Genomic DNA, 22,437 nt, shown 5'->3' with positions numbered 1-22,437 from the left:
GTTCGGACTCTTTCGATGATGCGATTCTGCCAGTGTTTTGCCCGACGTGTCAAACGATCGCCCTCGAACAGCTTCCACACAACGCCGCAATCTGCCGACGATGCCCACTTACGCGGAATCATCCGTACAGGAAAACACCGGCAGCCCTTCAAAAACATCGGAGTTCTTGTAGCGAACCGCAATCCGCTCGCTCGCACTTGCTCCGATCGTATCGCCGTCCTTCACCACGTTTCCGTGCTCGATCAGATACACGGAAAGCCCCGCCACATTCTCGAACAACGCCGGAAGCGCGAGCTTACCGGACACGAATTCGATCTCACGGCCGACAAAGGCCGACAATCCCATCGTGATCACCCCGATCTTCGCACCTGACCGGAACGGAAGAATGTCGACCCATAGTCTGAAGGGATAGTCCGGATACGGTGCGAGCGACCAGCGAGACGCATCGAGCCATAGATCGGCCGGCTGTGCCACCCGGCCCGCCCACACCACGCCGCAACATTCCGGCACGGTGGCAATCAACGCACCGATGACCGCAGTCGTAAGGCGGGCGGCGACCAGCGGCCGCTCACCTTTTCCGAGCAGCGAGACGATGATATGACCTTGATGGCCCGTTGCCACAGCCTCGCTTTCCGGCCAAGTTCGCGCAGCGCGCGCCCACAGCCCCGGGTCCTGCGGAATAGGTGCCGGCATCGACATGACCGCAACGAGTTCGTTGCCGCAGCGGATGAGCGGCGAATTCGCTTGAGCCGGTTGCGGCTCTTCATCGTCCGCCGCCTCTGTTGCCAACTCCGGATGTCGGACGTGAAGGACTTTGGCGAGTGCTGACATGTCGGGCGTCACCGGCTTGTTCAATAAGACCAAAGCGAGAAGCGAGTTACTCATCGACTACCCCGCAGAAAATTCCAGAGTGAGCCGAAACTTCGGCTCTTCGCTCAGAGGTTGAAACAGGGACCTCTCTAGAACAAATAGAGAACATTGTCAATCGGCGTTTCCTCGCTCGCGCGGAGTGAGCGCAAGATCGCTCTATGCCCCACGCCAATGCAGCGATCGAGGCCAGGCGCGGGCCGAGTCTGGAGCTCGGCAATAGCAAGGCATTCGCCGGGGACGAGCCGACCACCTTCAACCAAATCCCGGATATGGTGCTTCAGCCTTGCAGTTGCACAGTCCCCCGTCATCCGACGTCGCTGCCCTCCTCCTTCGACGGCGCGTCCTGCGTCTTGCGTCCCAGAAACGTATCGGGTGGCGGCTCCTTCAACAGCTCGCGGCATTCACGCACGATCTGGCGCATGTATTCGGCCTGGTCGTGCTCGACAGGCAACGGCCGATAGACCCGCATAGGGGGCTCCCTTCGCTTTGCAGGCGGGAGCACGCTCGGTCTCTCAGCCACCGACGCCCACGGACGAAGCCTTGGCCGGTGATGTCTTGCAAACGACCTGAGGTCGCTTTGGTTCAAAAATGAACTCAGGTCTCACGATGCGCTCAAGTTGAGTAAGTGGCTCAAAGCACTGAAATCACGCCCGAAAATTTAATCTGCGGGCATACCAAATGATACAGACTCTCCGCCGCAAGCCGCGTAAGGTTAGTACATCATCGCAAGGCCCGTGGCATTCATCGGTGATGAGAACGCCAGTTGCGCTCCCGCCCAACGCCAACGAGGGAGTAGCGCCATGCTGAAGCGGCGTCGTTTCAAACAGACCACGACCCTGACCGAGAGACTCGCGGACGAAGCCGCGCGCTGCCGCGCGGAAGCGCGCATGCTGGCGCCGGGGCGCCGCCGCGAGATGCTGCTGCGCCGGGCGCGGCAGGACGAGACGGCCATGCAGATCGACGCCTGGCTGCATTCACCCGGCCTGAGGGCGCCGACATGACACAGCAATATCGCGCTTATCTCGTCGGCGAGAACGGCGTCTTCCGCTCCGCCGAAGCGTTCGAAGCCCCCTCCGATTCCTCCGCTCTGGTCTTTGCGAAGCAGTTCACGCGGCTCGGCAAGGTCGAGGTCTGGCAGCTCGGCCGAAAGATCGCCGTGCTGGAGTCCGAGCAGTCCCGGCCGCGCGAGCCATCCCGCCCGACACTGGCGCGTCAATGATCGCGCGCGCGCGATCGTGACGCCCCTTACTCCTCCGCAAGCTTGCGCTCGATATAGGCGTCCACCGTCTCGGCGAACGAGCGTTGCACGCCGACCGCCACATCGTGCTGGTCGAGTGCGTCGCGCTGGAGCACGCGCAGGCCGCGCCCCCGGGCGCTCACTGGGGCCGTGTTCAGAAACTGATCGATGGCGCCCTTGGCGAGCGGGATGGCCTTGGGGTCGCCCCTGGCGATCAGGAGCCGCAACAGGCTCTGGCATTCGGCCAAGCCAGGCATGGGTTCTCTCACCCTTGCTGCGATTTCGGCTTCGGCCGCTTGACCGGCTGGGTATGGCTGCCAAACAGCGCCAGCAACAGCGCGACTTCTTCCTTCGAACCGATCTGGATCATGATTGTCTCTCCTGTTCGCTCCGTTGGTCGAGGCTTGACCCAGCGGAGTTCAGGACGATCTGGTTTCAGCAATGTTTCAGGCGTGTTTCGTCGAAGCGATCGACATGACGCCTGCCCGCGCCTGTACAGAGGGCGTCGCAAGCACGCGACGCACGCTCAAGCGACGCCTGGCAGAAGTCTGCTGGACCGAGACAAAGCCCGACACGACAAAGGCCCCGCGATGCGGGGCCTTTGTCATGCCGGATGGTCATGCCGAATGCCGGTCATCATCATCGCGACGCCGGCTTGCCTATGGTGTCATTCTGCCAGTGTTTTGCCCGACGGGTCAAACTTTATCTTAAATGCAGCAAAGCGGATTCGGCGAAACGAAATCTCTTCGCGCCATGCTGGGACATGTCGCCTGGACGGGGGCTAGCCGGAGAGACCTTCAATGTACTACGTCGCCACTGCATTGCTGGTGCTGTCGGGACTGTTCTATTCCGCAAGCCGTCATGAGCTCGGCCAATTCGGAGCAGGCGTGTGCAGCTATGGCGGCGCGTTCTGCGATAATCCGGTGGTCCTCTTCACCGGCGCGGCGCTGGCCGCCGCCTGGGGCATGTTCGTCAGCGTCAAGTAGGACGCCGGCGCAGCACCTCCGTCCGGCATCCACATCCGCTACCGGGCGCGAAGCCTGGCGAACGGCCGTGACGTCGTGAATTGCCCGATGCTGCCAATCTACGCCTGTTTTGCCCGACGGAGCAAGTCGACTTAGCATTATCAGAAATGCACGGCGTGCTTGGGTGTCCGGGAACTTTCGTTCTCTTGTCGGCATTTGCTATGAAGACACCACCCTGACCGAGGCCCTTCCATGAGCGACAGCGCCGTGGACCCTAGGAAATCCGCGCCGACGCTGCTGCAACGATTGGGGCCCGGCCTCGTCACCGGAGCTGCCGACGACGATCCTTCGGGCATCGCCACCTATTCGCAAGCGGGCGCGCAATTCGGTTACGGTCTGCTGTGGACCGTGTTTCTGACCACGCCGTTCATGATCGCGATCCAGCTCGTCAGCGCGCAGATCGGGCGCGTCACTGGCAAGGGGCTGGCCGCCAACGTCATGCAGGTTGCGCCGCGCTGGGCGGTTCTGGCCCTGGTCGCCATGCTCGTGACCGCGAACACGTTCAACATCGCCGCCGACATCGCCGCGATGGCCGAGGCGCTCTCGCTCGTCATCGGCGGCCTCAATCACGAGCACGCGCTGATCTTCGCGGCCGGCTCGACCCTGCTCCAGGTGTTCCTGCCCTACCGACGTTATTCGCCCGCATTGAAATTCCTCACCCTGGCACTGTTCGCCTACGTCGCGACCGCCTTCACCGTCGAGATTCCCTGGAGCACGGCTCTGCTTTCCGCGGTGTGGCCGAAGGCAAATGTCAGCGGCGATTATTTTCTGATGGTGGTCGCCGTGCTCGGCACCACCATCAGCCCCTATCTGTTCTTCTGGCAGGCCTCCCAGGAGGTCGAGGAGATGAACCAGGGCGAACGTGACAAGCCGCTTCGCCAGCTCAAGCACGGCGGCAATCCGGAGCTTGCGCGCATCAGGACCGACACCATCTCCGGCATGCTGCTCTCCAACGTCATTGCCTTCTTCATCATTCTCACCACGGCGTCGGTCCTGCATGCCAACGGCGTCACCAACATCAGTTCGGCGACGGAAGCGGCTGAAGCGTTGCGGCCGCTCGCCGGGGATTTCACCTTTGCCCTGTTTGCGATCGGCATCATCGGCACGGGCCTGCTCGCCATCCCGGTGCTGGCGGGCTCGGCCGCTTATGGCGTCTCGGAGATCTTCGGCTGGCGCGCCACGCTGGAAGCCAAGCCGGACGAAGCGGTCGGCTTCTACACCATCATCGCCGCGGCGACCCTCATCGGCTTCGGCCTCGGCTTCACCGGGATCGACTCCATCCACATGCTGGTGTGGAGCGCTGTGCTCAACGGCATCGTCGCCGTCCCGATCATGGCGATGATGATGCTGATCGTCTCGAGCCGCGCCATCATGGGCCGCTTCAGGGCCCGCTCATGGCTGATCGCGCTGGGCTGGCTCGGCACCGCGCTGATGGCGCTGGCCGTCCTCGCCCTGCTCGGCTCGTCGGTGATTGGCTGACGCGAGCGGCCCACGCAGCCGCCGAAGACGAGCAGCGGGCTCCTCAACTACGGCCGCAGCAGCTGAGAGCGCTACGGCGTCACGGGATTGACGGTCGGGGACGTCTTGGGCCCCGGCCGCACTGGCTCGACCGGCGACTTCGGTTTGGTCGGGAGCACCATGGCGCCAGCGGCCCGTGCCGCTTCTCCCGTGGTCGCATACATCGCAACATGGGCCGGTTGGGTCTTGGCGCGGTTCCAGGGGCCGTGGTCGACGATCAGCATTGCCGCAATCGTCACACCCGCGACGATGAGCGCGATCACGCCAGGATGGCGGAGGGCGGTGGAGATGGAGCTTGCGAAACGACCACTTGTCATCGAAGGATCCGCTATTTTCGCTATCGCAGGTTAATTCGATTGCGCCCCACCAGGTTCCCCGTTTCGATCAAGCAAGTTCCAAGCCAACGGGGCCTTTTCCTGCTGCTGCAACCGAATTCCACGTCAAGGAACACGTCTCCGCTGCGCCTTCAGCGTACAAGCGCCATCCGCCGCTTCACTCGCCCGGAGCGATTGCGTTGCTCGGCGTCGGCCGGTCGGTGATCTGCTGGCCGAACAGACTGCCGATAAGCTCGACCGCAGTACGCGCGGTCCGACCACGTTCGTCCAGGAAAGGATTCAGCTCGACGATGTCGACCGAACCTACGACGCCGGAATCGTGCAACAGCTCCATGATCAGGTGCGCCTCGCGATAAGTTGCACCACCCGGCACCGTGGTGCCGACGCCCGGCGCCACGCAGGGGTCGAGGAAATCGACGTCGAAGCTGACATGCAGCACACCATTGCTCGCCTTGACCCGCTCGATGACGCGCCGGATCAGGACGGCGACGCCGAACTCGTCGATCTGGCGCATGTCGACGATCCTGATCCGACGCAAGCGCATCAACTCCTTTTCGAGCTTGTCGATCGAACGCGCGCCGAACAGGTCCAGCCTGTCCGGCTCGATCGAAGCCCGCGGATCGTCGCCGAGCAGACCGTCGAGGCCGGGCTCGCCGCACAAGAACGCGGCTGACATGCCGTGCATGTTCGCGGTGATCGTCGTCTCCGGCGTGTTGTAGTCGGCATGGGCGTCGAGCCAGAGCACGAAGAGTTCGCGTCCACGTTCCCGCCAATGACGGGCCATCGCATTGACCGACCCCATCGACAGCGTATGATCGCCGCCGAGAAAGATCGGCAGCGCACCGGTTGTCGCGATCTCATAACCTCTGCGGCTCAGAGCGCGCGTCCAGCGCTGGATCTCGCGGTAGTGATTGGCTTTTTCGGGCGGGCTGTCGGTGAGGTCCCGGACTTCGGCTATGGAAAGATCGCCGTAGTCGATGACCTGGAAATCCAAGCTTTCGAGCAGTGTCGCAAGGCCGGCGGTGCGCAGCGCCGCAGGACCCATCAAGGTGCCGCGCTGCGAAGCCCCCATGTCGATGGCGGCGCCGAGCAAGGCGATGCGCCGGTCTCGATCTGTCGTCGTCCGATCGGTCACGGCTGTCTCCTGACATCAGCAAGGTTGACCTAGCCTAACAGAGATTCGCACCCGTCGTTTCCCGGGGAAGGTCCGTCCCAGTCGACATATCATTCGGAACAAAATCCCGCGCGCTGAATTGCCCATCCAAGGCCGGCACCCGCCGTCAATCACGGCGCCTGTCGCGGATAGCCAAAGGTCATCAGACCCGCTGTTCAGAACGAGCGCTCGCGCGGATAGCCAAAGGTGTCGGCCTCCATCGTCAGGCCTGGAGGTCGCGCCCTTGAGCACGGAGATACCGCAATCCACGTCCCAACCCGGTGTGGCCGAGCGTGCCATCGATGCAGCGACGGATGTCTCCCGCACGATCGGTGAGGTCGCGGGGGGCCTGCATGCGGCTGTCGACCGCCTGACCTCCGCAATCGAGGCAGCACGAAAGCCTGGCGGCGCTCTCGCGACAGTCGCGGCGATCACGCGCGAAGCACCGCTGGCCAGCCTGTTCGTTGCTTTCCTCTTTGGCGTGGCGGTCGCGCGGCGACGCTAGAAGTGAGGCCGCTTCGCTCAGGCAGCGCTGACAGCGTCGAGCTCGGCCGCGAGGAACTGCTTTTCGAACGCCTCGGCAGGCATCGGACGGCCGAAGAAATATCCCTGCCCCTCCTCGCATCCCATGCTGACCAGGAAGTCGGCAGTTGCACGGTTCTCGATGCCTTCAGCCACGACCGTGAGACCGAGTTGCTTGCTGAGGCCGATTGTCGAGCCGACGATTGCAGCATCGTCGGAATTCGCGAGAAGACCAAATACGAACGACCGGTCAATCTTGAGCCCGTCGAGCGGAAATTTTTTGAGGTAGCTCAGGCTCGCATAACCGGTGCCGAAATCATCGAACACGACTCGGACGCCGAGTTCCTGAATCCGCTTGAACATGGCGAGCACGCGGCGTTCATCATGGAGCAGGATGTCCTCGGTGACTTCGATTTCGAGAAGCGATGGCGTCAGTCCCGTCACGTCGAGCAGTGCTGCAACCGAATGCGCGAGATCGCCGGATTGAAGCTGAGAGGGTGAGAGGTTGAGCGCGACGCGCACGTTATTGCCGGACAATTCCCAGGCTCGCGCCTGACGGCAGGCGGTTTCCATCACCCAGTTCGCGATCCGCTCGGACAGGGCTGAAGTGTTGACCACCGGCATGAACTCTCCGGGCGAGACGTAGCCGCGCAGCGGATGTCGCCAGCGGATGAGCGCTTCGGCTCCGACGAGACTGCCGTCGATCAAACGAACCTGCGGCTGGTAAAACAGTTCGAATTCGCCGCGGTCCGCAGCAAGCGCCAGCTCGCTTTCCAGTGTCAGCCGGCTCTCGAGCTCCTGCCTGATTGCGCTTTCGAAGATCACATGGCTGCCGCGCCGGGTCGCCTTCGCGCGGCTCAGCGCCAGATGGCTGTTGCTCAGGAGATCGTCAGCCTTTTGCCCGCCTTCCGGATAGACGGCGACGCCAACGCTGATCCTGACGCGGTGCTGCCGCGTGCCCGTTGCGAGCGGCACTTCAAACGCGCGCGCGATCCGTTCGGCAAATGCTGCGATCGGCTCGCCGACGTCCGCGCAATCGACCGCGATGGCGAATTCGTCGCCGCTGAGCCGGGCGACGATCGCCTTACCATCGACTTCGCTCCGGAGACGCTCAGCAACCGCGCGCAGCACGAGGTCGCCGGCCGAGTGTCCGAGCATGTTGTTGATCTCTTGGAAGCCGTCGAGCCCGAGCACGAGCAGGGCGACGCCGGAAGACCGCCGCTCCGCCGCGCTAATCAGATCGGTGAGGCCCACATGCAGCATGTTCCGGTTGGCAAGACCCGTCAGCGCGTCGTGTTCGGCCAAATATCTGATGCGTTCAGTTTCACGTTTACGCACCGAAATATCGCGCAGGATCGCTCCGTATTGAAAGCCGTCTGTCCCCTGCCAACCCGAGAAGCTCGCCTCGACCGGAAAGGTTTCCCCGTTCTTGCGCCGGCCCTCGAACTCGACGACGACCGCGCCGCCCGGCACCAGAAGCGCCTGGCGCGCGGCGTCGTGCATGGACGGCCTTGCACCGCCGCCCACCGGCAAAGCGCAAAGCGCTTCGAACGGGCGGCCGATGATCTCGGCCGGCACGTAGCCGAAGATCGCGCTCGCGCCGGGATTCCAAACCGTGATCCGGTGATCCTCGTCGGTGCAGACGAGCCCGTCGCCGAGCGACATCGCGATGCGATGAAAGCGGCTCTCGGCAATGCGTCCGAGCAGGCTACGGAAGTCGATCTCGTCCAGCGCAATTGCCGTCAGATAGGCAATGATGGCGATATGAAACAGCGATGTGTCGATGACGAGGGACCATCTCGCCTGCACCAGGGCCGTGACCAATTCGAGGCCCATCCCGCCCGCGATGAGGATCGCGACGCGAGTTCCTGGTGCGAAGCGGCGCCACGAATACATCATCAGCACACAGATCACGCCCAGGCCAAGGATCATGCCGATATCGGACGTCCAGCGTAGCATCCGGTTCTGAAGGATCGATTCAGCGGCCAGCGCCTGGAGGAGCGGCCCTGAGATGATCTTGCCGTTCGGAACGCTGAACCGGTCACCGAGCTCGAGCGCCGTAGCACCGACGATGATCTTCTTGTCCTTCAGCTTGCCGAGAGTGGCGGTATCGCCGCGCAGCACGTCAACATAGGAGACAATGGGAATGGTGGCCGCACGGATACTGAAATCTATCAGAAAGGGCGGCCGCCGATTGGCATCCTGTCCTGCCAGCACGACCGCCATCGAAGGCATGAAAGCGTCGCCGAGCTTCTCGCCGAACGGATAGCGGCGAACGAGCCCGTCGGCTTCGACTGCGACATTGACGACGGCCGGCCACGATTGGTTGCTGAACGACTTGAGGGGACGGTTGACGTGAGCCGGGCCACCATTCGGCGTCGGCTGCTTGAAGGACGGAAGGATCGTCGAACCGCCGACCTCACGAAGCGCATTGACCAAAGCCTCGTCGGACGCCGGATCCGATGGCGTGCTGAAATCGACATCGAAAGCTATGTCCTGCGCTCCGGCCGCCTCGAGCCTGCGCAGCAGCTCCACGTGCAGCCGGCGCGGCCAGGGCCAGACCCCGATCTGGTCGATCGACGGCGCGTCGATTGCCACGACGACGACATTGCCGCCAGCCTCACGCGATTGCCAGGCGAACCGTAGGTCCGTGAGCGCGTTGCGAAGCGAACCATGCCATCCCGTGGACAACACGATCGCAAGCGCGATCACAACCAGAATATGCGGCCGATAGCGTTTCACTTTGCCCCCCTGCACTGGCGGCGCATGCCGCAAAGTGCTCCCCTATATCGGCGGACCTAGCGGTGGCCCTTGCCCCAATGCCAACCGTAGTGGTGACCATTATTGCCGTTTCCGTTGCTGCCGTTGTTCCCGTTGCCGTTATTGCCCGCGCCGCCGTTGCCATTGCCAGTCGCTCCGGTCCCGTGGCCTCCGCTTGCCGAATTCCCGATGGACACATCACTCGCCGAACCGGCGATCGCAACGGTGGCTGTCGCACTTGACGACGCCGACGTGGCGCTCGCCGCAGGTGCACTGCTGGCTGCGGTAGCTGCCGTCGCATCGGAGCTGTTGGCGACCGGGGTCGTCGCACTCCCCTTAGCATCGCCCCAGACCGTGCCGGAGCTGGCATTCGCGTTACGCACGCGCCCCGGCGCGATGGCGCCATGGGCGAGCCCGCGCGTGACTTTGTGGACGTTCAGTTTGACCTCGCCAAGCGAGCTCGATATTCGCACGACACCGCCCTTGTGAGGCTGTCCTCCAGCCGCTTGGTGCGATGGCTTCGGCGCACCGGCCGTCTTGGTCCCCTTGTCGATCGGACCGAGCGCGTGGATTGCACCGCCGTTCGCCGCATTGCGCGGCGCCGACAGCCCTAATTTCGGCACGGGAACGCGCTCGATCGTCGGGCCGCGCGGCTTGCCGTGCTCGATCGGATTGAACGTCCCGGCACCGCTTAGGCTGAGGCCGGGCTTGCCGTGCTCGAAGACGGTGGCCGCTTGTCCCGGCATGAGCTGGGCAATCTGCCCCGTCTTGAAGTCGGAGACTTCGACCCGGCCGCGGAGCACGCCGACCCTGGTGCTTCCCGCACTCACCGTGACGCTGAATTGCGTTCCCTTGACCACGGCGGCGAGATAGGGCGTCTCGACCTCGAAATGCTTGACGTTGCGCTTCTCGACCTCGAGCAGGATCGAACCCGCCTGCTGGATGATGGTGGTCGAGAGCCCGTCCTTCTTCTCGGCCGGCAAGCCCACGACCGAATTGGGAGCGATCAGAATCGTTTCCTCGCCGCGGACGAGCAGGACGCGTCCGTTGCGGCCGGTGCGAATGGTATCGCCCGGTTTCAGTGTCCCTTCCTGGCTCAACGACACCTGCTGGCTGCTGCTCGTTGCAAGCCAGACCTCGCCTGAGGACTTGCTGACAGACCAGACCCCGTCATCTGCAGCGAATGCGCTGGAGGTCGTTCCCAGGATCAGCACTGCCAGCAAGGCGCGCCGCATTCCAACTTTGCCGAACATGATGATCCTCAGTCCGCGTTTACAGCCAAGCCAGAGGGCTATTCGAAATCACTCAAGATAGGATTATCGGGCAGCCGCCAGCGGCGCGACCGGATTAACCAATCGTTGACCATAAAAAACTATGAAAAATCATGTGGCTAACGACCCCTTACCGCCCTATAGGACAGTCCCCGTCAAACTACGGAGACGGGTTCGCTACGCGTGGTGAGAAGCGGCATCTTCTTACCGCGCTGGTGTTGCTGGGGCCCATTTTCGCGGGAGTTCCACAGGCATTCGCGCAGCAGGCGAACCAGCCGGGATTCGATCCGCGCCAGCCCGAGAAATACTTTGAAAACCAAACCGAACGGGACTCGCTGAACCGGCCTCCGATCAAGCTGCCCACCGTCGATCGGATTAACACCGGCGGCGATACCAAGTCGCAGTTCGTGCTGCGCGGGATCAGCGTCATCGGCGCTCACGCCGTGTCCAGCGATCGCATCGCAGCGGTCTATCAGCCTTATCTCGCCAAGAAGGTCTCGCAGGCGGACCTCGCCGCGATCGCTGGCGCGATCAGCGAGCTCTACCGCGAAGCCGGATTCCACTTGAGCCGGGCCATCGTGCCGCCGCAGGACATTGCCGACGGCCGCGTCCGGATCCAGGTCATCGAAGGCGCCATCGTGCAGGCCGAGCTGAAAGGCGACGGCGCCGAGCAGTTCGGCGTAAGGCCGATGCTCGGACCGGTTCTGACCGAACAACCGTCGCGGCTGGCAACGCTCGAACGCCAGCTCTTCCTGATCAATGGCAGGCCGGGCGTCCGGATCACCGACACCGCGTTGGAGGAGATCGGCGGTACGACCGGCCGCTTCCGCCTGACCATCTATTTGAAGACCTGGCACGTTTTCTCCTCGTTCGGCCTGGACAATCTCGGATCGTCGTCGGTCGGTCCCTGGCAAACCTACGCCACCGGCGCGTTCAACTCCTATCTCACGCCCGGCGACGCGCTGGCGGTCAATCTGTCGACCATTGCCAACGACCCCCGCGAGCTCGGCTTCGCACGCCTGTCCTATGACGCGCCCGTCGGCGTCGACGGTGTGCGCCTCGGCGCTTCCGTCCTGTACAGCGCGGTCCGGCCGGGTGACGCACGCCGTCTCGACAGCGACATCACCACGACCGAAGCTTTCGAGGTGCGGGCAAGCACCGTGCCCATCATGTCGCAATCCTCGGGGCTGACGCTTACCGTGGCGGGGACCTTCAGCAACGTGTCCGAGCACGACATCTACGGCCCCTGGTACAACGACCACATCAGGACCGTCAGTCTGACCGCTGACTACCGGCTTCAGGATCGCTTCGGCGGCACCAATCTCGCGACGCTGACCTACCGCCAGGGCCTCGACATCTTTGGCGCATCGCATTTCGACGATGATCTGTTGTCGCGCGACGGCGCCTCGTCGAACTTCTCGGTGCTGAACTTCTGGTTCACGCGCTACCAGACGTTCAACGACGCCTGGTCGCTCAAGCTCTCAGCTGCGAGCCAGACGGCATCACGGCCATTGTTCACCTCGCAACAGTTTTACCTTGGCGGCGCGGCCTTCGGCCGAGGCTATGGCGCAGCCGAGATCAGCGGCGATAACGGCCTTGCCGGCACGCTCGAGCTGCGCTTCGATCAGAAGCTCAATTTCCGCTATTGGACCGGCTACCAGCTCTACGTCTTCGGCGATGCTGGCGCAGTCTGGAACGACGGTTACCGCCTGAGCGACGGGCTGTCGCTGACATCGGCCGGAGCCGGCGTGCGGTTCTTCCTGCCATACGATCTCCAGGCCGATCTCGGCGTGGCGGTCCCCTTGAGCTACCGGGCGCCGGACAACGAGCGCCGCAACCCACGCCTCCTTCTCACACTGTCGAGCGCGTTCCGAGTCTGCCCCGAACGCGGCAAGGCCGGCTGTCTCTAGCCGCCCTGTCATTCGGGCGATCGACCCGGGAGGCGGCCCTTTCGCGGCCTTGCTCAAAGTCTTGCCTAAATTTAATCCCGTAACCTGCTCACGATCGCTCGATCGGGGGTTCCCAATGACCATGTTCGGTCAAAGGTGATTTGAGACAGAACCATGAAGAAGGTATTTGCAATCCTGGCGTTTCTCTGCGTCCTCGGCGTCGGGCAGTATTTCGTCGTCAGCCAATTCGCGATCCGCCATGAGACCTTGACCATCTTCGACGCCTCGCGCCAGCGGCCGATCTCGGTCGAGATCGCCGTGCGGCGCGATTATGAGACCAAAGCCAATCTCGGCCTCTGGAAGCTCCCGCTCGCCATCATCAGCAACGGCAACACCGTCAAGGCTACCGAATATTCCTTCCTCGCCAACGTGCTCGCCGCGCGAGGCTATCTGGTTGCCAGCATCCAGCAGGACTTGCCGAGCGATCCGCCGCTGATGACTCATGTCGGTCAGCAGTATGTCGGCCGGCGTGAAGTCTACATCCGCTGCGAAGCAAACATCCTCTTCGTGCTGGGCGAACTGAAGAGGCGGCAGGACAACGTCGAATACGACCACATCACCCTCGTCGGCCACTCCAACGGCGGTGATGTCTCCATGTACGTCGCCCATCAGCACCCGGAGTTGGTGTCGAAGGTGATCACGCTCGACAATCTGCGGGTGCCTTTCGTGCTCAGCGACCGCATGAAGATCTTGTCGTTCCGCTCGAAGGACCCGCATTTCGTGACAGATCCCGGTGTGCTGCCGACGCCGGAAGAGGCCAAGGCGCGCGGCATCGACATCATCCACACCGGCGCGCAGCACACAGAGATGAGCGATCGCGGTCCCACCTCGGTCAAGGAGAAGATCCAGGAGACGCTCGACCGCTTCCTGCGTGACAGCGCCAGCAGCGCGCTCGCGCCTGCGGATACGAAGAGCCCAATGATCATGAACCCAGGCGATTATTAGCCGGGTCCGTTTTGCGGCAGATCAAGGCGGCTCCAAAGCGGCGCGATAGAAGAGCCACATGGCGTCGGAGAGACACGTGTCGCACTATATCGAAAGTCTTGATACGAAAAGCCTTGATACGAAAGGCCTTGGCCTGCCCGCGGCAAGAATGTCGGCATTCGTCCGGCATCTCTATCGTTCGACCCGCAGGCTGCTGCGGTCGATCATCTCGCGCATCGATCTCTCGCAGTTTCCGGGATCGTGCTGCGGATGAGCGCGGCGGCTGGAAGCGAATGCAGAAAGATTGCCCTATGCCTCGGCGTTTGAAACGGATTTGCCTGCTGCTTGGCCTGATCTCTGGCGTCGGCACGTCGTCCGCTCTCGCCGCTGATGCCGATCACGGTGCCGACCTTGCCAGGCGCTGGTGCGCCAGCTGCCATGTCGTGGCGAACGGGCAGACCCAGGCGAGCGCCGACGTCCCCTCATTTGCATCCGTTGCGCGCAAGCCGGACTTTAGTCCGGAAAGGCTCGCCTTCTTCCTGCTCGATCCGCACCCGAAGATGCCAAATTTTCCCTTGAGCCGGACCGAAGCCGGCGACATTGCGGCCTACATCGCATCGCTGCGGTAGAGCATGATCAGGACCCGAAGGGCCGCATTAGCGCAAAGTGTGCGGCGGCTTTCCGAAAAGATCATGATCAAACATAACCTGACGAGCGATGACTACTCTTATCGCGCTTCAGCAGCCGCCGGACGATCACGACTTGCCACCAATGCAAATCCCTGCCGGAGGACCGGCAGGGATCAGCAGAAAGGACGACGGACGGCGAATGAAATCATTCGGTGGCCCGTCATGGACCTGCGCAAGTATCGAAGCGCGGATCTCCATGCCACACAAGATCAATTTGTGGGCACCTGTATACACACACCGAAAGATCAGGACTTGCCCTTGCCTGATTGCATGAGACTGCCGGTCATCTGGCGCATGTGATCTCCGGCGCTGGTGAACTGACTGCGCAGGAAATCGGATTGGATTCGCATCGCTTCCTGGAGATCGGTGGCATGCACCAGCTTGCGGGCATGCTCGAAGGCCGACTTCATGTTCTGCTCGGTGAAAGCCAGCGCCTGCTTCGACACCTCCGTCCCCGCGCCCGGAACGGTGGACATCGATTTGGTGGCGGCTTCAAAAAACATGCCGAATGCCTTTTCCGCCTGGTCGATCGTCTTCTCGGCCAAATCGCGCAGTTCGGCCGGAACTTCGAGCTTCGGTTCGATCATGGTCACACTCCTCCCGTTTTCCCAACTGAATACCACACTTGCCGGACCGCCATCCAGCGGCCAGCCTCGGGGGAACGACGCCGGCGGGCCCGGCTCTGGTAGGAAAAGGAGAAAGACGGCAGGTCGGCGCGCGGCCGGACTCAGGACAAGGGGTGCTCGGAAAGAGCTTCTTCGGTGGCGAGATCTTCGACCAGCTTGATCACCTCGAAACGCTGTCGCGGCGCAAGCTTCAGGAACGCTCGGAGCAGGCGCAGACTTTCGACAGTGCTGCTTGCCGGCACACCGAGCTTGAGATGCAACTCAGCCGCGAAGTTGAGGTTTTTCATCTCGCACCTATGACAAGCATCGGCCTTCGTGATCCACTCAAGAACCGCACGCCGCAACAGAACCTATCGCGACGAACTCTCGGTCCGGGGCCCGCCGGGTTGGCACGCTGAACTACATCCAAGCGGCGGCCTCAACCACCTGGTTGTAATTATGCCAAGGAACAACCCCTCGGGCAAGCCCAACCGTGGGTATAGCGATGCTTCGTCTGCATCGCACCACGGCGATTCCGGATAACAGGAATATCAACCGCCGTCACCCACCTGCGTCAACAAGCGCATCAATCACGCACACAGCCCGTGATCGCCGTCAATCGACGCAGCGTTTCGCCTTGTTTCCGATATGAATGCACATTGGCGCGCACGAATTGGCAATCAATGGGCATATACACGCAATTGTTGAGTCCTATCCCGGTGGTTGTATCACCAGCACGAAAGTCGATCCTGCAGCCGGTCCTGGTCCTGGCGCGGCTGTTCGCGGCAGGATCGATCGTTCTGGATATGATTCCGCCGTGAACCGCTGTCCGCGAGCGAGCGACCAAGCCGTTGCGGCACGGCCACGCAGATACGGGCGCCATGGCTGAGGACTCTTCGATTTGGGCGCGCGTCAGCACCAAAAGGACGACGGCATGCTTTCTCGCTGCGATCTCATCAAGGGCGCCGCAGTCGCGCTTCTCACCCTTTCGATACAAGGCGCATGGGCGCAGGAGACCAAAATGAACCTGTTCAAGATCGTCACCGTCAAGGACGAAATCGTGGTCGGATTGTCGGCAGAGGAGCTTCAGGCGCTCGGCGGCAATGATGCGAGCGCCGTTGCACACGCGCTGGCGCAGAAGGGCGATCTCACCGTCTGGCAATACAACGTGCATCGTGGCCCGAACGGCGAATTACAGCAGGCGCCGACCGCAAAGATCGGGCTTTTGGCCAACGCCTCGCTCCGCGTCGAGCCCTACGCCACGCCCTACCAGATTGTCCCTCATCCGTAAGTAACACGCCGGCACGCCGGCGGCCGAAGCCGCCGCCGTGCCGCGATCATCTACGCCGGTCGGCACGCGGTGATCCAATCTCCGTCGCGAAGCCATAGACCAGCGCCAGCCGATCCAGGCATTCGCGAAAACGCCGCGCGAAGTAATCGTTCCAGCGCTGCGTGCGGACGGCACGACGCTGCCCGACCTGATCCATGGTCAGACCCAGCACCAGCACGTCGTGCACCAGCGCGGCGCCATCGGCGCCGAGCTCGCGCTCGACCCGGTTTAGCCGCAGCACTGCCTGACGCTGGCTCTCGGTGACAGGCTCGCGCGTGCCGGTCCCATCGACATATTCGCGGGTCGTATCCACCGCCTGGGGGCCTCGCTCCGCGCGCTCCCAATCGTTCTGGAAGGCGCGCCCGCCACGGTATTGCGCCTCGTCGATCTGGTGGTGCGCGTGCAGCCGGCCGAGCGGATCGCAGCGGACCGAGCGGATGGCCAGAATCTTCTCGCCGGAATCGAGCGCGAGCGGATTGTCGACCTCCACCTCCGCCACCTCGGCGTTGAACGGCACCTCCCGCGATCGCCGGTCGTAGATCTGCGCCAATTTGTAGGACTTGTTACGTCGGGCACGAGCCACTCGGATACTCCTTGCAAGACTGACGATTGAACGGACGGCTGCCCCGTCAGGCGGCCGAGACCAGCTTCAGCACCACGGGGCCTGCGACACGGCCGGACGCAGCCTCGGAACGGCGCGTCAGCCGGGCATGCGGCGCGCAATAGCTGGAGCCTGACTGGCGCGGATGGCCGCAGAAGGTGATGTCCTCCCCGTCCCTGTCGCCGCCGTAGGGATAGCGGCAGTCGGCCGACTCGAGTTCGACCAGTTGGATCAGGCGCGGCTGGACACCGACGCAGCGCAACTTCACCCGTGCCGCAGGCTTCATTGCGGACTTCGGCGGCAGGTTCAGGTTCGGCAACGCCGCCCGACGCGGCGAAAGCAGGCTGGGTTCACCCGGCAAGAACGGCGCGACCGACGGACTCGTCATCCATTCCGGCACGACGAGCCCGAGCCGCTTGGCGCGGCCGACCACCGCGCTGCGCGTGTAAGCCGTTCCAAACCTTGCGTTAATCTGTCTTCCGATCTCCGCATATGACATGCCTTTGAGAAAATAGTCGCGAAGCGCGTCGGAGTGCTCCGACGGCCAATGGCCCGGTTCCATGCTGCTGTCCTGTGATGCGCCTCCCACCAAGGAACGACCGGGGAGACGAAAATACATTCCGTTATTCCGAATACAGAGTCAAGCGGTATTTCTGATATTCATAATTGCATCAATTCCGAATTTCGGATTACAAGAGGCGAGACGGTGCGCAATCGAGGGAATCACCATGTTGGACGTAGCAATGATCGAGCGGGGCCTGGAGAAGACGGGCAAGAGCAAGGGCGGCCTGGCGGCGGCCATGGGCGTGCGACCCGGCGCGGTCTCGGAGATTCTCGGCGGCGAGCGCCTGGTGAAGGCGTCGGAGATCATTCCGATCATGGAATATCTCGAACTCAATCTGGCGCCGATCATGGGCCGCGTCGGAGCCGGCGCGGTGATCGAACCGGACTATGAGCAGGTTCCCCCGGAAGGTCTCGGCGACATCGCATTGCCTTTCCCGATCATGGAAGAGACGATCGCATTCGAGATCGTGGGCGATTCGATGCTGCCCAAATACGAAAGCGGCGACGTGATCGTGGTCTACAAGGACCAGCGCCATCCGCTGTCGAGCTTCTACGGCGAAGAGGCGGTGGTCCGGCTCAAGACCGGCGAGCGCTATCTGAAGACCATCGAGCGGGGAAAATCACCCTCCGTCGTCAATCTCACGAGCTTCAACGCCAAGCCGATCGTCGGCGTGAAGCTCGACTGGGTGGGGGAGATCTGCCTGTCCATGCCCAAGGGGCAGCTTGAGCGGCTGCGCGCGAAATCGGCGCGTCCTCGCAAGAAGGGCAAGTAAGAGAGCGACCGCGGTTTCCGATTTATGGAAATCGCGATTGACAAAATGACGATTTTCCGAAATACTCTGCCTCGTCCCCGACCACGGGGCGCGGCAGGATCGTTTCATGCAATATTTCGTCGTGATGATCGATTATGGACGGCGGGGCCGCGAGGCGGTCGTCGATCCCGAGATCACAAGGCGCGAGGTCATCTCCCGCATCGCCTCGGGCGAATACCAGAACATCTCGTTCATCCACGAAATCGTGGAGAATGCGGTCGAGGACGTGACCGAGACCATCCTGACCGAAGCCGCCCTGCCCCAAATCCCGCCCGAAGATGTCGACCTCCAGGCAGTCCGCCTTGATCACACCCGCGATCTGCGCAAGCACGAACGGACGTGACGCAGGCCAGCCAGCTTGCGTCACGGCCCGGCCGAGCATTAGACCAGGAGAACGGTTGATCCCGTGGTCTTGCGCGCAGCAAGATCGGCATGCGCCTTGGCGGCGTCCTTCAGCGGATAGGTCTGGTGCACCTCGATCTTCACCGCGCCGGACTTGACGACATCGAACAGTTCGTTCGCCATCGCGACCAGATTTTCGCGCTTGGCCGCGTAGGTGAACAGCGTCGGACGCGTGACGTAGAGCGAGCCCTTCTGGGCCAATAGGCCGAGATTGAGCGGCTCAACCGCCCCGGAGGACTGGCCGAACAGCGCGGCGACTCCGAGCGGCGCGAGGCAGTCCAGCGATTTCAGGAACGTGTCCTTGCCGACGGAGTCGTAGACCACCGGCACCTTCTTGCCGGCGGTGATTTCGTCGACCCGCTTCACGAAATCTTCCCGCGTATAGATGATCACGTGGTCGCAGCCATGCGCCTTGGCGAGCTTCGCCTTCTCGTCGTTGCTGACGGTGCCGATCACGGTCGCGCCGAGATGCTTGGCCCACTGGCTCAGGATCAGACCGACGCCGCCCGCCGCGGCATGAAGCAGGATGGTGTCGCCCGCCTTCACCCGATAGGTCTGCCGGATCAGATATTGCGTGGTGAGCCCCTTGAGCATCATCGCCGCCGCGGTCTTGTCATCGACGCCATCGGGCAGCTTCAGCAGACGATCGGCGGGAATCAGCCGCGCCTCCGAATAGGCACCGAGCGGCGAGGCGCCATAGGCGACACGATCGCCCGGCTTCAGATCGGTGACACCTGCACCGACCTCCTCGACGACGCCGGCCGCCTCGCTGCCGAGCCCGCTCGGCAGTTGCGCCGGATAAAGGCCGGAACGGTTGTAGATGTCGACGAAATTGAGGCCGACAGCGGTGTGGCGGATGCGCACTTCGTCGGGTCCAGGCTTGCCGACGCTGACCTCCTCCCAGACCAGGACTTCCGGACCGCCGGTCTTGTGAAAGCGAATGGCATGCGTCATGGGCGTTGCTCCCTTATCGTTGAGGTGAAGTCCGAACACCGGATCGGCCTGTGAAATAGGCATTTGGTCCGCCCGTTACAGTACAGAGCCGTAACAAGAATGCCACAGCGAACGACAAACGGTCGTCGTTCCGGCTCTGTTCGGAAGAGTTGATGAGGGCTCCGGACTAACCGGCGGTAGCCTTTGCGCGGGGTTTGATGGTCGCCTGCGAAGGAGAGCCGAGATGCCAGCTTACGTTCAGCATCATCAGGACGTCGAAATCGCGCCAGTGAATTGCCCAACCTGTATGGGGTTCCTGCCGATGTATGTGCGCGAGGTTGAGCCGCATTGGAGCCTTGCCAAAATCGACTTCGTCTATGAATGCGCCGATTGCGGCGCCGAGCTCAGACAGACGATCCGCAAGCCGGAGCTGCTGCGGCACTGATCGCGACCAGCGATCCGCTCAACTATTTGCGCTGAACGGAAAAACACCGCTCACGCGGATCTGATGTCTCCCAAACGAGACTTGTTCTTTGCCGGGAACGCAGGCAGAACAAGCCTCAACCAAGACCTTTGGGAGCGCCCATTCGTGGCAGATCAGAAGGCCTCGACCTCGATCGAGGCAGTGGAGAGCGGCCTCGCCGCGCAGGGTTATATCGCGAGCCGGCAGATCGCGACCGCCGTCTATTTGTCGCAGCAGATCGAGAAGCCGATCCTGGTCGAGGGCCCCGCGGGCGTCGGCAAGACCGAGCTCGCCAAAGCGATCGCGGCCTGGCGCGGCATGAAGATGATCCGCCTGCAATGCTATGAGGGTCTCGACGAGGCCAAGGCGCTTTACGAGTGGAAATACGCCAAGCAGCTTCTCTATACGCAGATCCTGAAGGACAAGCTCGGCGAGGTTCTCGGCGGCGCGCAGACGCTGCACGCCGCGCTCGACCAGCTCCATGATTTCGGCGACGTGTTCTTCTCCAAGGAGTTCGTCGAGCCGCGTCCCCTGCTCCAGGCTCTGGAGCAGCCGGGTGGCTGCGTGCTCTTGATCGACGAGATCGACAAGTCGGATGCGGAATTCGAATCGCTGCTGCTGGAGATCCTGTCCGATTTCCAAGTCACGATCCCCGAGCTCGGAACCGTCTCGGCCATCACGCCGCCGACCGTGATCCTCACCTCCAACAGCGAGCGCGACCTCGGCGACGCCCTGAAACGGCGTTGCCTGCATCTGCATATCGGCTTTCCCGAGCAGCGACTCGAGGAACGCATCGTCGAAAGTCGCGTGCCCGGCATCTCGCAGACGCTGCGCCGGCAGATGGTCGGCTTCATCCACGAGATCCGCTCGCTTGATCTGAAGAAGCTGCCGTCGGTCAGCGAGACCATCGACTGGGCACGCGTGCTTGTGCTGCTCCAGGCCACGGAGCTCGACACCGAGATCGTCAAGGACACGCTCAACGTGCTCCTGAAATACGAAGCCGACATCGAGGCAGCAGCGCCACAGGTGACGACTTTCATTGCCAAGGCGGCACGGTCCAACGTCTTCGGTTGACGCCGATGCGCGAGAATCTCCATCGTTTCTTTCGAGCGGCGCGCGGCGTCGGCGTTCACGTCTCGCCTGCCGAAAGCATCGATGCCATGCGAGCAGTCGCGCAGGTCGGCATCTCCGACCGCGCCGTCCTGCGCGATGCGCTGCTTCTGACACTTGCCAAGTCGCAAGACGAGAAGCTCGCGCTCGGCGATTGCTTTGATCTCTTCTTCAGTCAGCCGGAACCGCGGCAGGACCAGCCCGAGGCCGACAACGACGATACACCGCAGGACGCAGATCAGTCGCCCTCCTCCGGCGCTCGCAGCGATGCCGGCGAAGGTCAGCCTCCCGAAGGTTTGGGCCCGCTCGCGCAGATGCTGCTGTCGCAGGACCGCAATACGATCGCAGCCGCCATTGCCAGTGCCTCGGGGGCGGCCTCCCTGTCCGACATCCGCTACTCCACTCAGCGCGGCATCTTCTCCAGCCGCATCCTCGATGCCATGGGCCTCCAGCGCCTGCGCGACGATCTCGACGAGCTGACCGCGACCAACCCGGCACTGGCCGAGCGTCTACGCGCCGCGCTCGACGCCTTACGCGAAGCCGTGCGCGATACGGTCTCCCAGGGACTTGCACTCTATGCCCGCGAGGAGGCCGAAAACCTCCGCAACGAAATCCTGCGCAACGCGCCGCTTGCGCGCATCGAGCGGCGCCAAATCGCCGAGATGCGCGCCCTCATCCGCCAAATCGCGCGCCGGCTGCGCGAACGCTACTCGAAACCGCGCAAGCGCCAGCGCCGCGGCCATCTCGACGTCCGCCGCACGCTCCGCCGCAATGCGGCCTGGGGCGGCGTGCCCTTCCTCACGGCATGGAAGCGCAAGCATCGCGACCGGCCGAAGATCGTAGCGCTGTGCGACGTCTCGGGCTCCGTTGCGCAAGTGTCCGATTTCTTTCTGCTGCTGATCCACTCGCTGCACGAGGTGGTCGACGATGTCCGCTCCTTCGCCTTCTCCTCGCACCTGATCGAGGTCAGCGAGATCCTGGAATCGAAGTCGCCGGAGGAGGCGATGTCCGAGATCATGTCCAAGGTCGGTTTCGGCTCGTCGGACTACGGCTCTTCGCTGGTCGATTTCGAGAAGGAATTCATGACTACGCTGACGCCGCAGACCACGGTGATCGTGCTCGGCGATGCCCGCAGCAACAATCTCGACCCGCGCGCCGACATTTTGCGCCGGATCTCGGACCGCTCGAAGCGACTGGTCTGGCTCAACCCCGAGGGGCGGCTCGCCTGGGGCTTTGGCGATTCCGAGATGCCGCGGTACGCGACCTTCTGTACGGTCGTGCGCCAATGCGCCACCGCGCAGCAGCTCGAGCGCGCGGTGTCGGATATCGTGGCGACTTATCAGTAGGTCTTCTACGCGCGGCCA

At 62.8% G+C, this 22,437-nt stretch carries 27 protein-coding genes; 14 read left to right on the top strand and 13 right to left on the bottom strand.

The features are described 5' to 3' along the window. Window positions 1-108: 108 nt before the first annotated feature. Both ACVIIV_RS18440 and ACVIIV_RS18435 read right to left on the bottom strand, forming a co-directional pair. Window positions 109-885: a DUF4261 domain-containing protein gene (locus tag ACVIIV_RS18440; protein ID WP_456745421.1), complete on the bottom strand. Its 777-nt coding sequence runs from the start codon at window positions 883-885 to the stop codon at window positions 109-111. 289 nt (window positions 886-1,174) lie between these two features. Continuing rightward, window positions 1,175-1,339, bottom strand: a complete 165-nt coding sequence (locus ACVIIV_RS18435; RefSeq protein ID WP_456745420.1) for a hypothetical protein — start codon at window positions 1,337-1,339, stop codon at window positions 1,175-1,177. Between the two features lie 331 nt (window positions 1,340-1,670). Here ACVIIV_RS18435 and ACVIIV_RS18430 point away from each other — a divergent pair, with 331 nt between their 5' ends. After that, window positions 1,671-1,871: a hypothetical protein gene (locus tag ACVIIV_RS18430; protein WP_456745419.1), complete on the top strand. Its 201-nt coding sequence runs from the start codon at window positions 1,671-1,673 to the stop codon at window positions 1,869-1,871. Then, the gene (locus ACVIIV_RS18425) at window positions 1,868-2,089 is read left to right on the top strand and encodes a hypothetical protein (RefSeq protein WP_456745418.1); all 222 of its coding nucleotides are present in this window, start codon (window positions 1,868-1,870) and stop codon (window positions 2,087-2,089) included. The genes ACVIIV_RS18430 and ACVIIV_RS18425 overlap by 4 nt, the downstream gene beginning before the upstream one ends. A 26-nt stretch (window positions 2,090-2,115) precedes the next feature. Here the strand turns inward: ACVIIV_RS18425 and ACVIIV_RS18420 are convergent, their stop codons facing one another. Further along, window positions 2,116-2,364, bottom strand: a complete 249-nt coding sequence (locus ACVIIV_RS18420; protein WP_212375118.1) for a hypothetical protein — start codon at window positions 2,362-2,364, stop codon at window positions 2,116-2,118. Between the two features lie 543 nt (window positions 2,365-2,907). Here ACVIIV_RS18420 and ACVIIV_RS18415 point away from each other — a divergent pair. Continuing rightward, on the top strand, window positions 2,908-3,093 hold the full coding sequence (locus ACVIIV_RS18415) for a hypothetical protein (RefSeq protein WP_456745417.1): 186 nt from the start codon (window positions 2,908-2,910) through the stop codon (window positions 3,091-3,093). Between the two features lie 231 nt (window positions 3,094-3,324). Beyond that, a complete protein-coding gene (locus tag ACVIIV_RS18410) occupies window positions 3,325-4,611 on the top strand; it encodes an NRAMP family divalent metal transporter (protein WP_456745416.1) in 1,287 nt (428 codons plus the stop codon). 71 nt (window positions 4,612-4,682) lie between these two features. Here ACVIIV_RS18410 and ACVIIV_RS18405 read toward each other — a convergent pair whose 3' ends face one another. Continuing rightward, window positions 4,683-4,967: a hypothetical protein gene (locus ACVIIV_RS18405; protein ID WP_456745415.1), complete on the bottom strand. Its 285-nt coding sequence runs from the start codon at window positions 4,965-4,967 to the stop codon at window positions 4,683-4,685. Between the two features lie 175 nt (window positions 4,968-5,142). Further along, complete coding sequence (rocF, locus tag ACVIIV_RS18400; RefSeq protein WP_456745414.1) at window positions 5,143-6,120, bottom strand: arginase; 978 nt, start codon at window positions 6,118-6,120, stop codon at window positions 5,143-5,145. A 262-nt stretch (window positions 6,121-6,382) separates the two neighbouring features. Here rocF and ACVIIV_RS18395 point away from each other — a divergent pair, with 262 nt between their 5' ends. Then, window positions 6,383-6,643: a hypothetical protein gene (locus ACVIIV_RS18395; protein WP_456745413.1), complete on the top strand. Its 261-nt coding sequence runs from the start codon at window positions 6,383-6,385 to the stop codon at window positions 6,641-6,643. A gap of 17 nt (window positions 6,644-6,660) precedes the next feature. On the opposite strand, the gene ACVIIV_RS18390 is transcribed toward ACVIIV_RS18395, so the two are convergent. From ACVIIV_RS18390 to ACVIIV_RS18380, 3 genes are all read right to left on the bottom strand, one after another. After that, window positions 6,661-9,402, bottom strand: coding sequence for an EAL domain-containing protein (locus ACVIIV_RS18390; protein WP_456745412.1), 2,742 nt, complete (start codon window positions 9,400-9,402; stop codon window positions 6,661-6,663). A gap of 56 nt (window positions 9,403-9,458) precedes the next feature. After that, window positions 9,459-10,673, bottom strand: a complete 1,215-nt coding sequence (locus ACVIIV_RS18385; protein WP_456745411.1) for a FecR domain-containing protein — start codon at window positions 10,671-10,673, stop codon at window positions 9,459-9,461. A gap of 173 nt (window positions 10,674-10,846) precedes the next feature. Beyond that, on the bottom strand, window positions 10,847-11,131 hold the full coding sequence (locus ACVIIV_RS18380; protein WP_456745410.1) for a hypothetical protein: 285 nt from the start codon (window positions 11,129-11,131) through the stop codon (window positions 10,847-10,849). Between the two features lie 3 nt (window positions 11,132-11,134). Here ACVIIV_RS18380 and ACVIIV_RS18375 point away from each other — a divergent pair, with 3 nt between their 5' ends. The 3 genes from ACVIIV_RS18375 to ACVIIV_RS18365 all read left to right on the top strand — a co-directional run bounded on the left by ACVIIV_RS18375 (window position 11,135) and on the right by ACVIIV_RS18365 (window position 14,193). Next, on the top strand, window positions 11,135-12,601 hold the full coding sequence (locus ACVIIV_RS18375) for a ShlB/FhaC/HecB family hemolysin secretion/activation protein (protein ID WP_456745409.1): 1,467 nt from the start codon (window positions 11,135-11,137) through the stop codon (window positions 12,599-12,601). A gap of 153 nt (window positions 12,602-12,754) precedes the next feature. Then, window positions 12,755-13,585 (top strand): alpha/beta fold hydrolase, encoded by an 831-nt coding sequence (locus tag ACVIIV_RS18370; protein WP_456745408.1) that lies wholly within the window; start codon window positions 12,755-12,757, stop codon window positions 13,583-13,585. A gap of 290 nt (window positions 13,586-13,875) precedes the next feature. Further along, window positions 13,876-14,193, top strand: coding sequence for a c-type cytochrome (locus ACVIIV_RS18365; protein ID WP_456745407.1), 318 nt, complete (start codon window positions 13,876-13,878; stop codon window positions 14,191-14,193). A 305-nt stretch (window positions 14,194-14,498) separates the two neighbouring features. Here the strand turns inward: ACVIIV_RS18365 and ACVIIV_RS18360 are convergent, their stop codons facing one another. Both ACVIIV_RS18360 and ACVIIV_RS18355 read right to left on the bottom strand, forming a co-directional pair. Beyond that, window positions 14,499-14,840, bottom strand: coding sequence for a phasin (locus ACVIIV_RS18360; RefSeq protein ID WP_456745406.1), 342 nt, complete (start codon window positions 14,838-14,840; stop codon window positions 14,499-14,501). Between the two features lie 140 nt (window positions 14,841-14,980). After that, on the bottom strand, window positions 14,981-15,166 hold the full coding sequence (locus ACVIIV_RS18355; RefSeq protein WP_456745405.1) for a hypothetical protein: 186 nt from the start codon (window positions 15,164-15,166) through the stop codon (window positions 14,981-14,983). 626 nt (window positions 15,167-15,792) lie between these two features. On the opposite strand from ACVIIV_RS18355, the gene ACVIIV_RS18350 reads away from it, so the two are divergent. Further along, window positions 15,793-16,149 (top strand): hypothetical protein, encoded by a 357-nt coding sequence (locus ACVIIV_RS18350; protein ID WP_456745404.1) that lies wholly within the window; start codon window positions 15,793-15,795, stop codon window positions 16,147-16,149. A gap of 46 nt (window positions 16,150-16,195) precedes the next feature. On the opposite strand, the gene ACVIIV_RS18345 is transcribed toward ACVIIV_RS18350, so the two are convergent. Together ACVIIV_RS18345 and ACVIIV_RS18340 are read right to left on the bottom strand one after the other, a co-directional pair. Further along, complete coding sequence (locus ACVIIV_RS18345) at window positions 16,196-16,771, bottom strand: hypothetical protein (protein ID WP_456745403.1); 576 nt, start codon at window positions 16,769-16,771, stop codon at window positions 16,196-16,198. A 46-nt stretch (window positions 16,772-16,817) separates the two neighbouring features. Continuing rightward, entirely contained in the window at window positions 16,818-17,351 is a 534-nt protein-coding gene (locus tag ACVIIV_RS18340) for a GcrA family cell cycle regulator (protein WP_456745402.1), read from the bottom strand. Between the two features lie 166 nt (window positions 17,352-17,517). On the opposite strand from ACVIIV_RS18340, the gene ACVIIV_RS18335 reads away from it, so the two are divergent. Further along, window positions 17,518-18,126: a S24 family peptidase gene (locus ACVIIV_RS18335; protein ID WP_027545883.1), complete on the top strand. Its 609-nt coding sequence runs from the start codon at window positions 17,518-17,520 to the stop codon at window positions 18,124-18,126. A 106-nt stretch (window positions 18,127-18,232) separates the two neighbouring features. Then, entirely contained in the window at window positions 18,233-18,508 is a 276-nt protein-coding gene (locus ACVIIV_RS18330) for a hypothetical protein (protein ID WP_456745401.1), read from the top strand. Between the two features lie 38 nt (window positions 18,509-18,546). Here the strand turns inward: ACVIIV_RS18330 and ACVIIV_RS18325 are convergent, their stop codons facing one another. Next, entirely contained in the window at window positions 18,547-19,521 is a 975-nt protein-coding gene (locus ACVIIV_RS18325; protein ID WP_456745400.1) for a quinone oxidoreductase family protein, read from the bottom strand. Between the two features lie 223 nt (window positions 19,522-19,744). Here ACVIIV_RS18325 and ACVIIV_RS18320 point away from each other — a divergent pair, with 223 nt between their 5' ends. From ACVIIV_RS18320 to ACVIIV_RS18310, 3 genes are all read left to right on the top strand, one after another. Further along, window positions 19,745-19,945 carry a hypothetical protein gene (locus ACVIIV_RS18320; protein WP_036007702.1) on the top strand — a complete coding sequence of 67 codons (201 nt, stop codon included), beginning with the start codon at window positions 19,745-19,747 and terminating at the stop codon, window positions 19,943-19,945. A gap of 144 nt (window positions 19,946-20,089) precedes the next feature. After that, complete coding sequence (locus ACVIIV_RS18315) at window positions 20,090-21,037, top strand: AAA family ATPase (protein WP_456745399.1); 948 nt, start codon at window positions 20,090-20,092, stop codon at window positions 21,035-21,037. Window positions 21,038-21,042: 5 nt separating this feature from the next. Then, entirely contained in the window at window positions 21,043-22,419 is a 1,377-nt protein-coding gene (locus ACVIIV_RS18310) for a vWA domain-containing protein (RefSeq protein ID WP_456745398.1), read from the top strand. Window positions 22,420-22,437 lie beyond the last annotated feature (18 nt).

The organism is Bradyrhizobium sp. USDA 4354 (genome assembly GCF_054060315.1).
This window is presented reverse-complemented; position numbering and strand designations above follow the sequence as displayed.

Coding starts and splice junctions, on each gene's coding strand:
- ACVIIV_RS18440 (WP_456745421.1), bottom strand. CDS start 885: ATGAGTAACTCGCTTCTCGCTTTGGTCTTATTGAACAAGCCGGTGACG.
- ACVIIV_RS18435 (WP_456745420.1), bottom strand. CDS start 1,339: ATGCGGGTCTATCGGCCGTTGCCTGTCGAGCACGACCAGGCCGAATAC.
- ACVIIV_RS18430 (WP_456745419.1), top strand. CDS start 1,671: ATGCTGAAGCGGCGTCGTTTCAAACAGACCACGACCCTGACCGAGAGA.
- ACVIIV_RS18425 (WP_456745418.1), top strand. CDS start 1,868: ATGACACAGCAATATCGCGCTTATCTCGTCGGCGAGAACGGCGTCTTC.
- ACVIIV_RS18420 (WP_212375118.1), bottom strand. CDS start 2,364: ATGCCTGGCTTGGCCGAATGCCAGAGCCTGTTGCGGCTCCTGATCGCC.
- ACVIIV_RS18415 (WP_456745417.1), top strand. CDS start 2,908: ATGTACTACGTCGCCACTGCATTGCTGGTGCTGTCGGGACTGTTCTAT.
- ACVIIV_RS18410 (WP_456745416.1), top strand. CDS start 3,325: ATGAGCGACAGCGCCGTGGACCCTAGGAAATCCGCGCCGACGCTGCTG.
- ACVIIV_RS18405 (WP_456745415.1), bottom strand. CDS start 4,967: ATGACAAGTGGTCGTTTCGCAAGCTCCATCTCCACCGCCCTCCGCCAT.
- ACVIIV_RS18385 (WP_456745411.1), bottom strand. CDS start 10,673: ATGTTCGGCAAAGTTGGAATGCGGCGCGCCTTGCTGGCAGTGCTGATC.
- ACVIIV_RS18370 (WP_456745408.1), top strand. CDS start 12,755: ATGAAGAAGGTATTTGCAATCCTGGCGTTTCTCTGCGTCCTCGGCGTC.
- ACVIIV_RS18365 (WP_456745407.1), top strand. CDS start 13,876: ATGCCTCGGCGTTTGAAACGGATTTGCCTGCTGCTTGGCCTGATCTCT.
- ACVIIV_RS18360 (WP_456745406.1), bottom strand. CDS start 14,840: ATGATCGAACCGAAGCTCGAAGTTCCGGCCGAACTGCGCGATTTGGCC.
- ACVIIV_RS18355 (WP_456745405.1), bottom strand. CDS start 15,166: ATGAAAAACCTCAACTTCGCGGCTGAGTTGCATCTCAAGCTCGGTGTG.
- ACVIIV_RS18350 (WP_456745404.1), top strand. CDS start 15,793: ATGCTTTCTCGCTGCGATCTCATCAAGGGCGCCGCAGTCGCGCTTCTC.
- ACVIIV_RS18340 (WP_456745402.1), bottom strand. CDS start 17,351: ATGGAACCGGGCCATTGGCCGTCGGAGCACTCCGACGCGCTTCGCGAC.
- ACVIIV_RS18335 (WP_027545883.1), top strand. CDS start 17,518: ATGTTGGACGTAGCAATGATCGAGCGGGGCCTGGAGAAGACGGGCAAG.
- ACVIIV_RS18330 (WP_456745401.1), top strand. CDS start 18,233: ATGCAATATTTCGTCGTGATGATCGATTATGGACGGCGGGGCCGCGAG.
- ACVIIV_RS18325 (WP_456745400.1), bottom strand. CDS start 19,521: ATGACGCATGCCATTCGCTTTCACAAGACCGGCGGTCCGGAAGTCCTG.
- ACVIIV_RS18320 (WP_036007702.1), top strand. CDS start 19,745: ATGCCAGCTTACGTTCAGCATCATCAGGACGTCGAAATCGCGCCAGTG.
- ACVIIV_RS18310 (WP_456745398.1), top strand. CDS start 21,043: ATGCGCGAGAATCTCCATCGTTTCTTTCGAGCGGCGCGCGGCGTCGGC.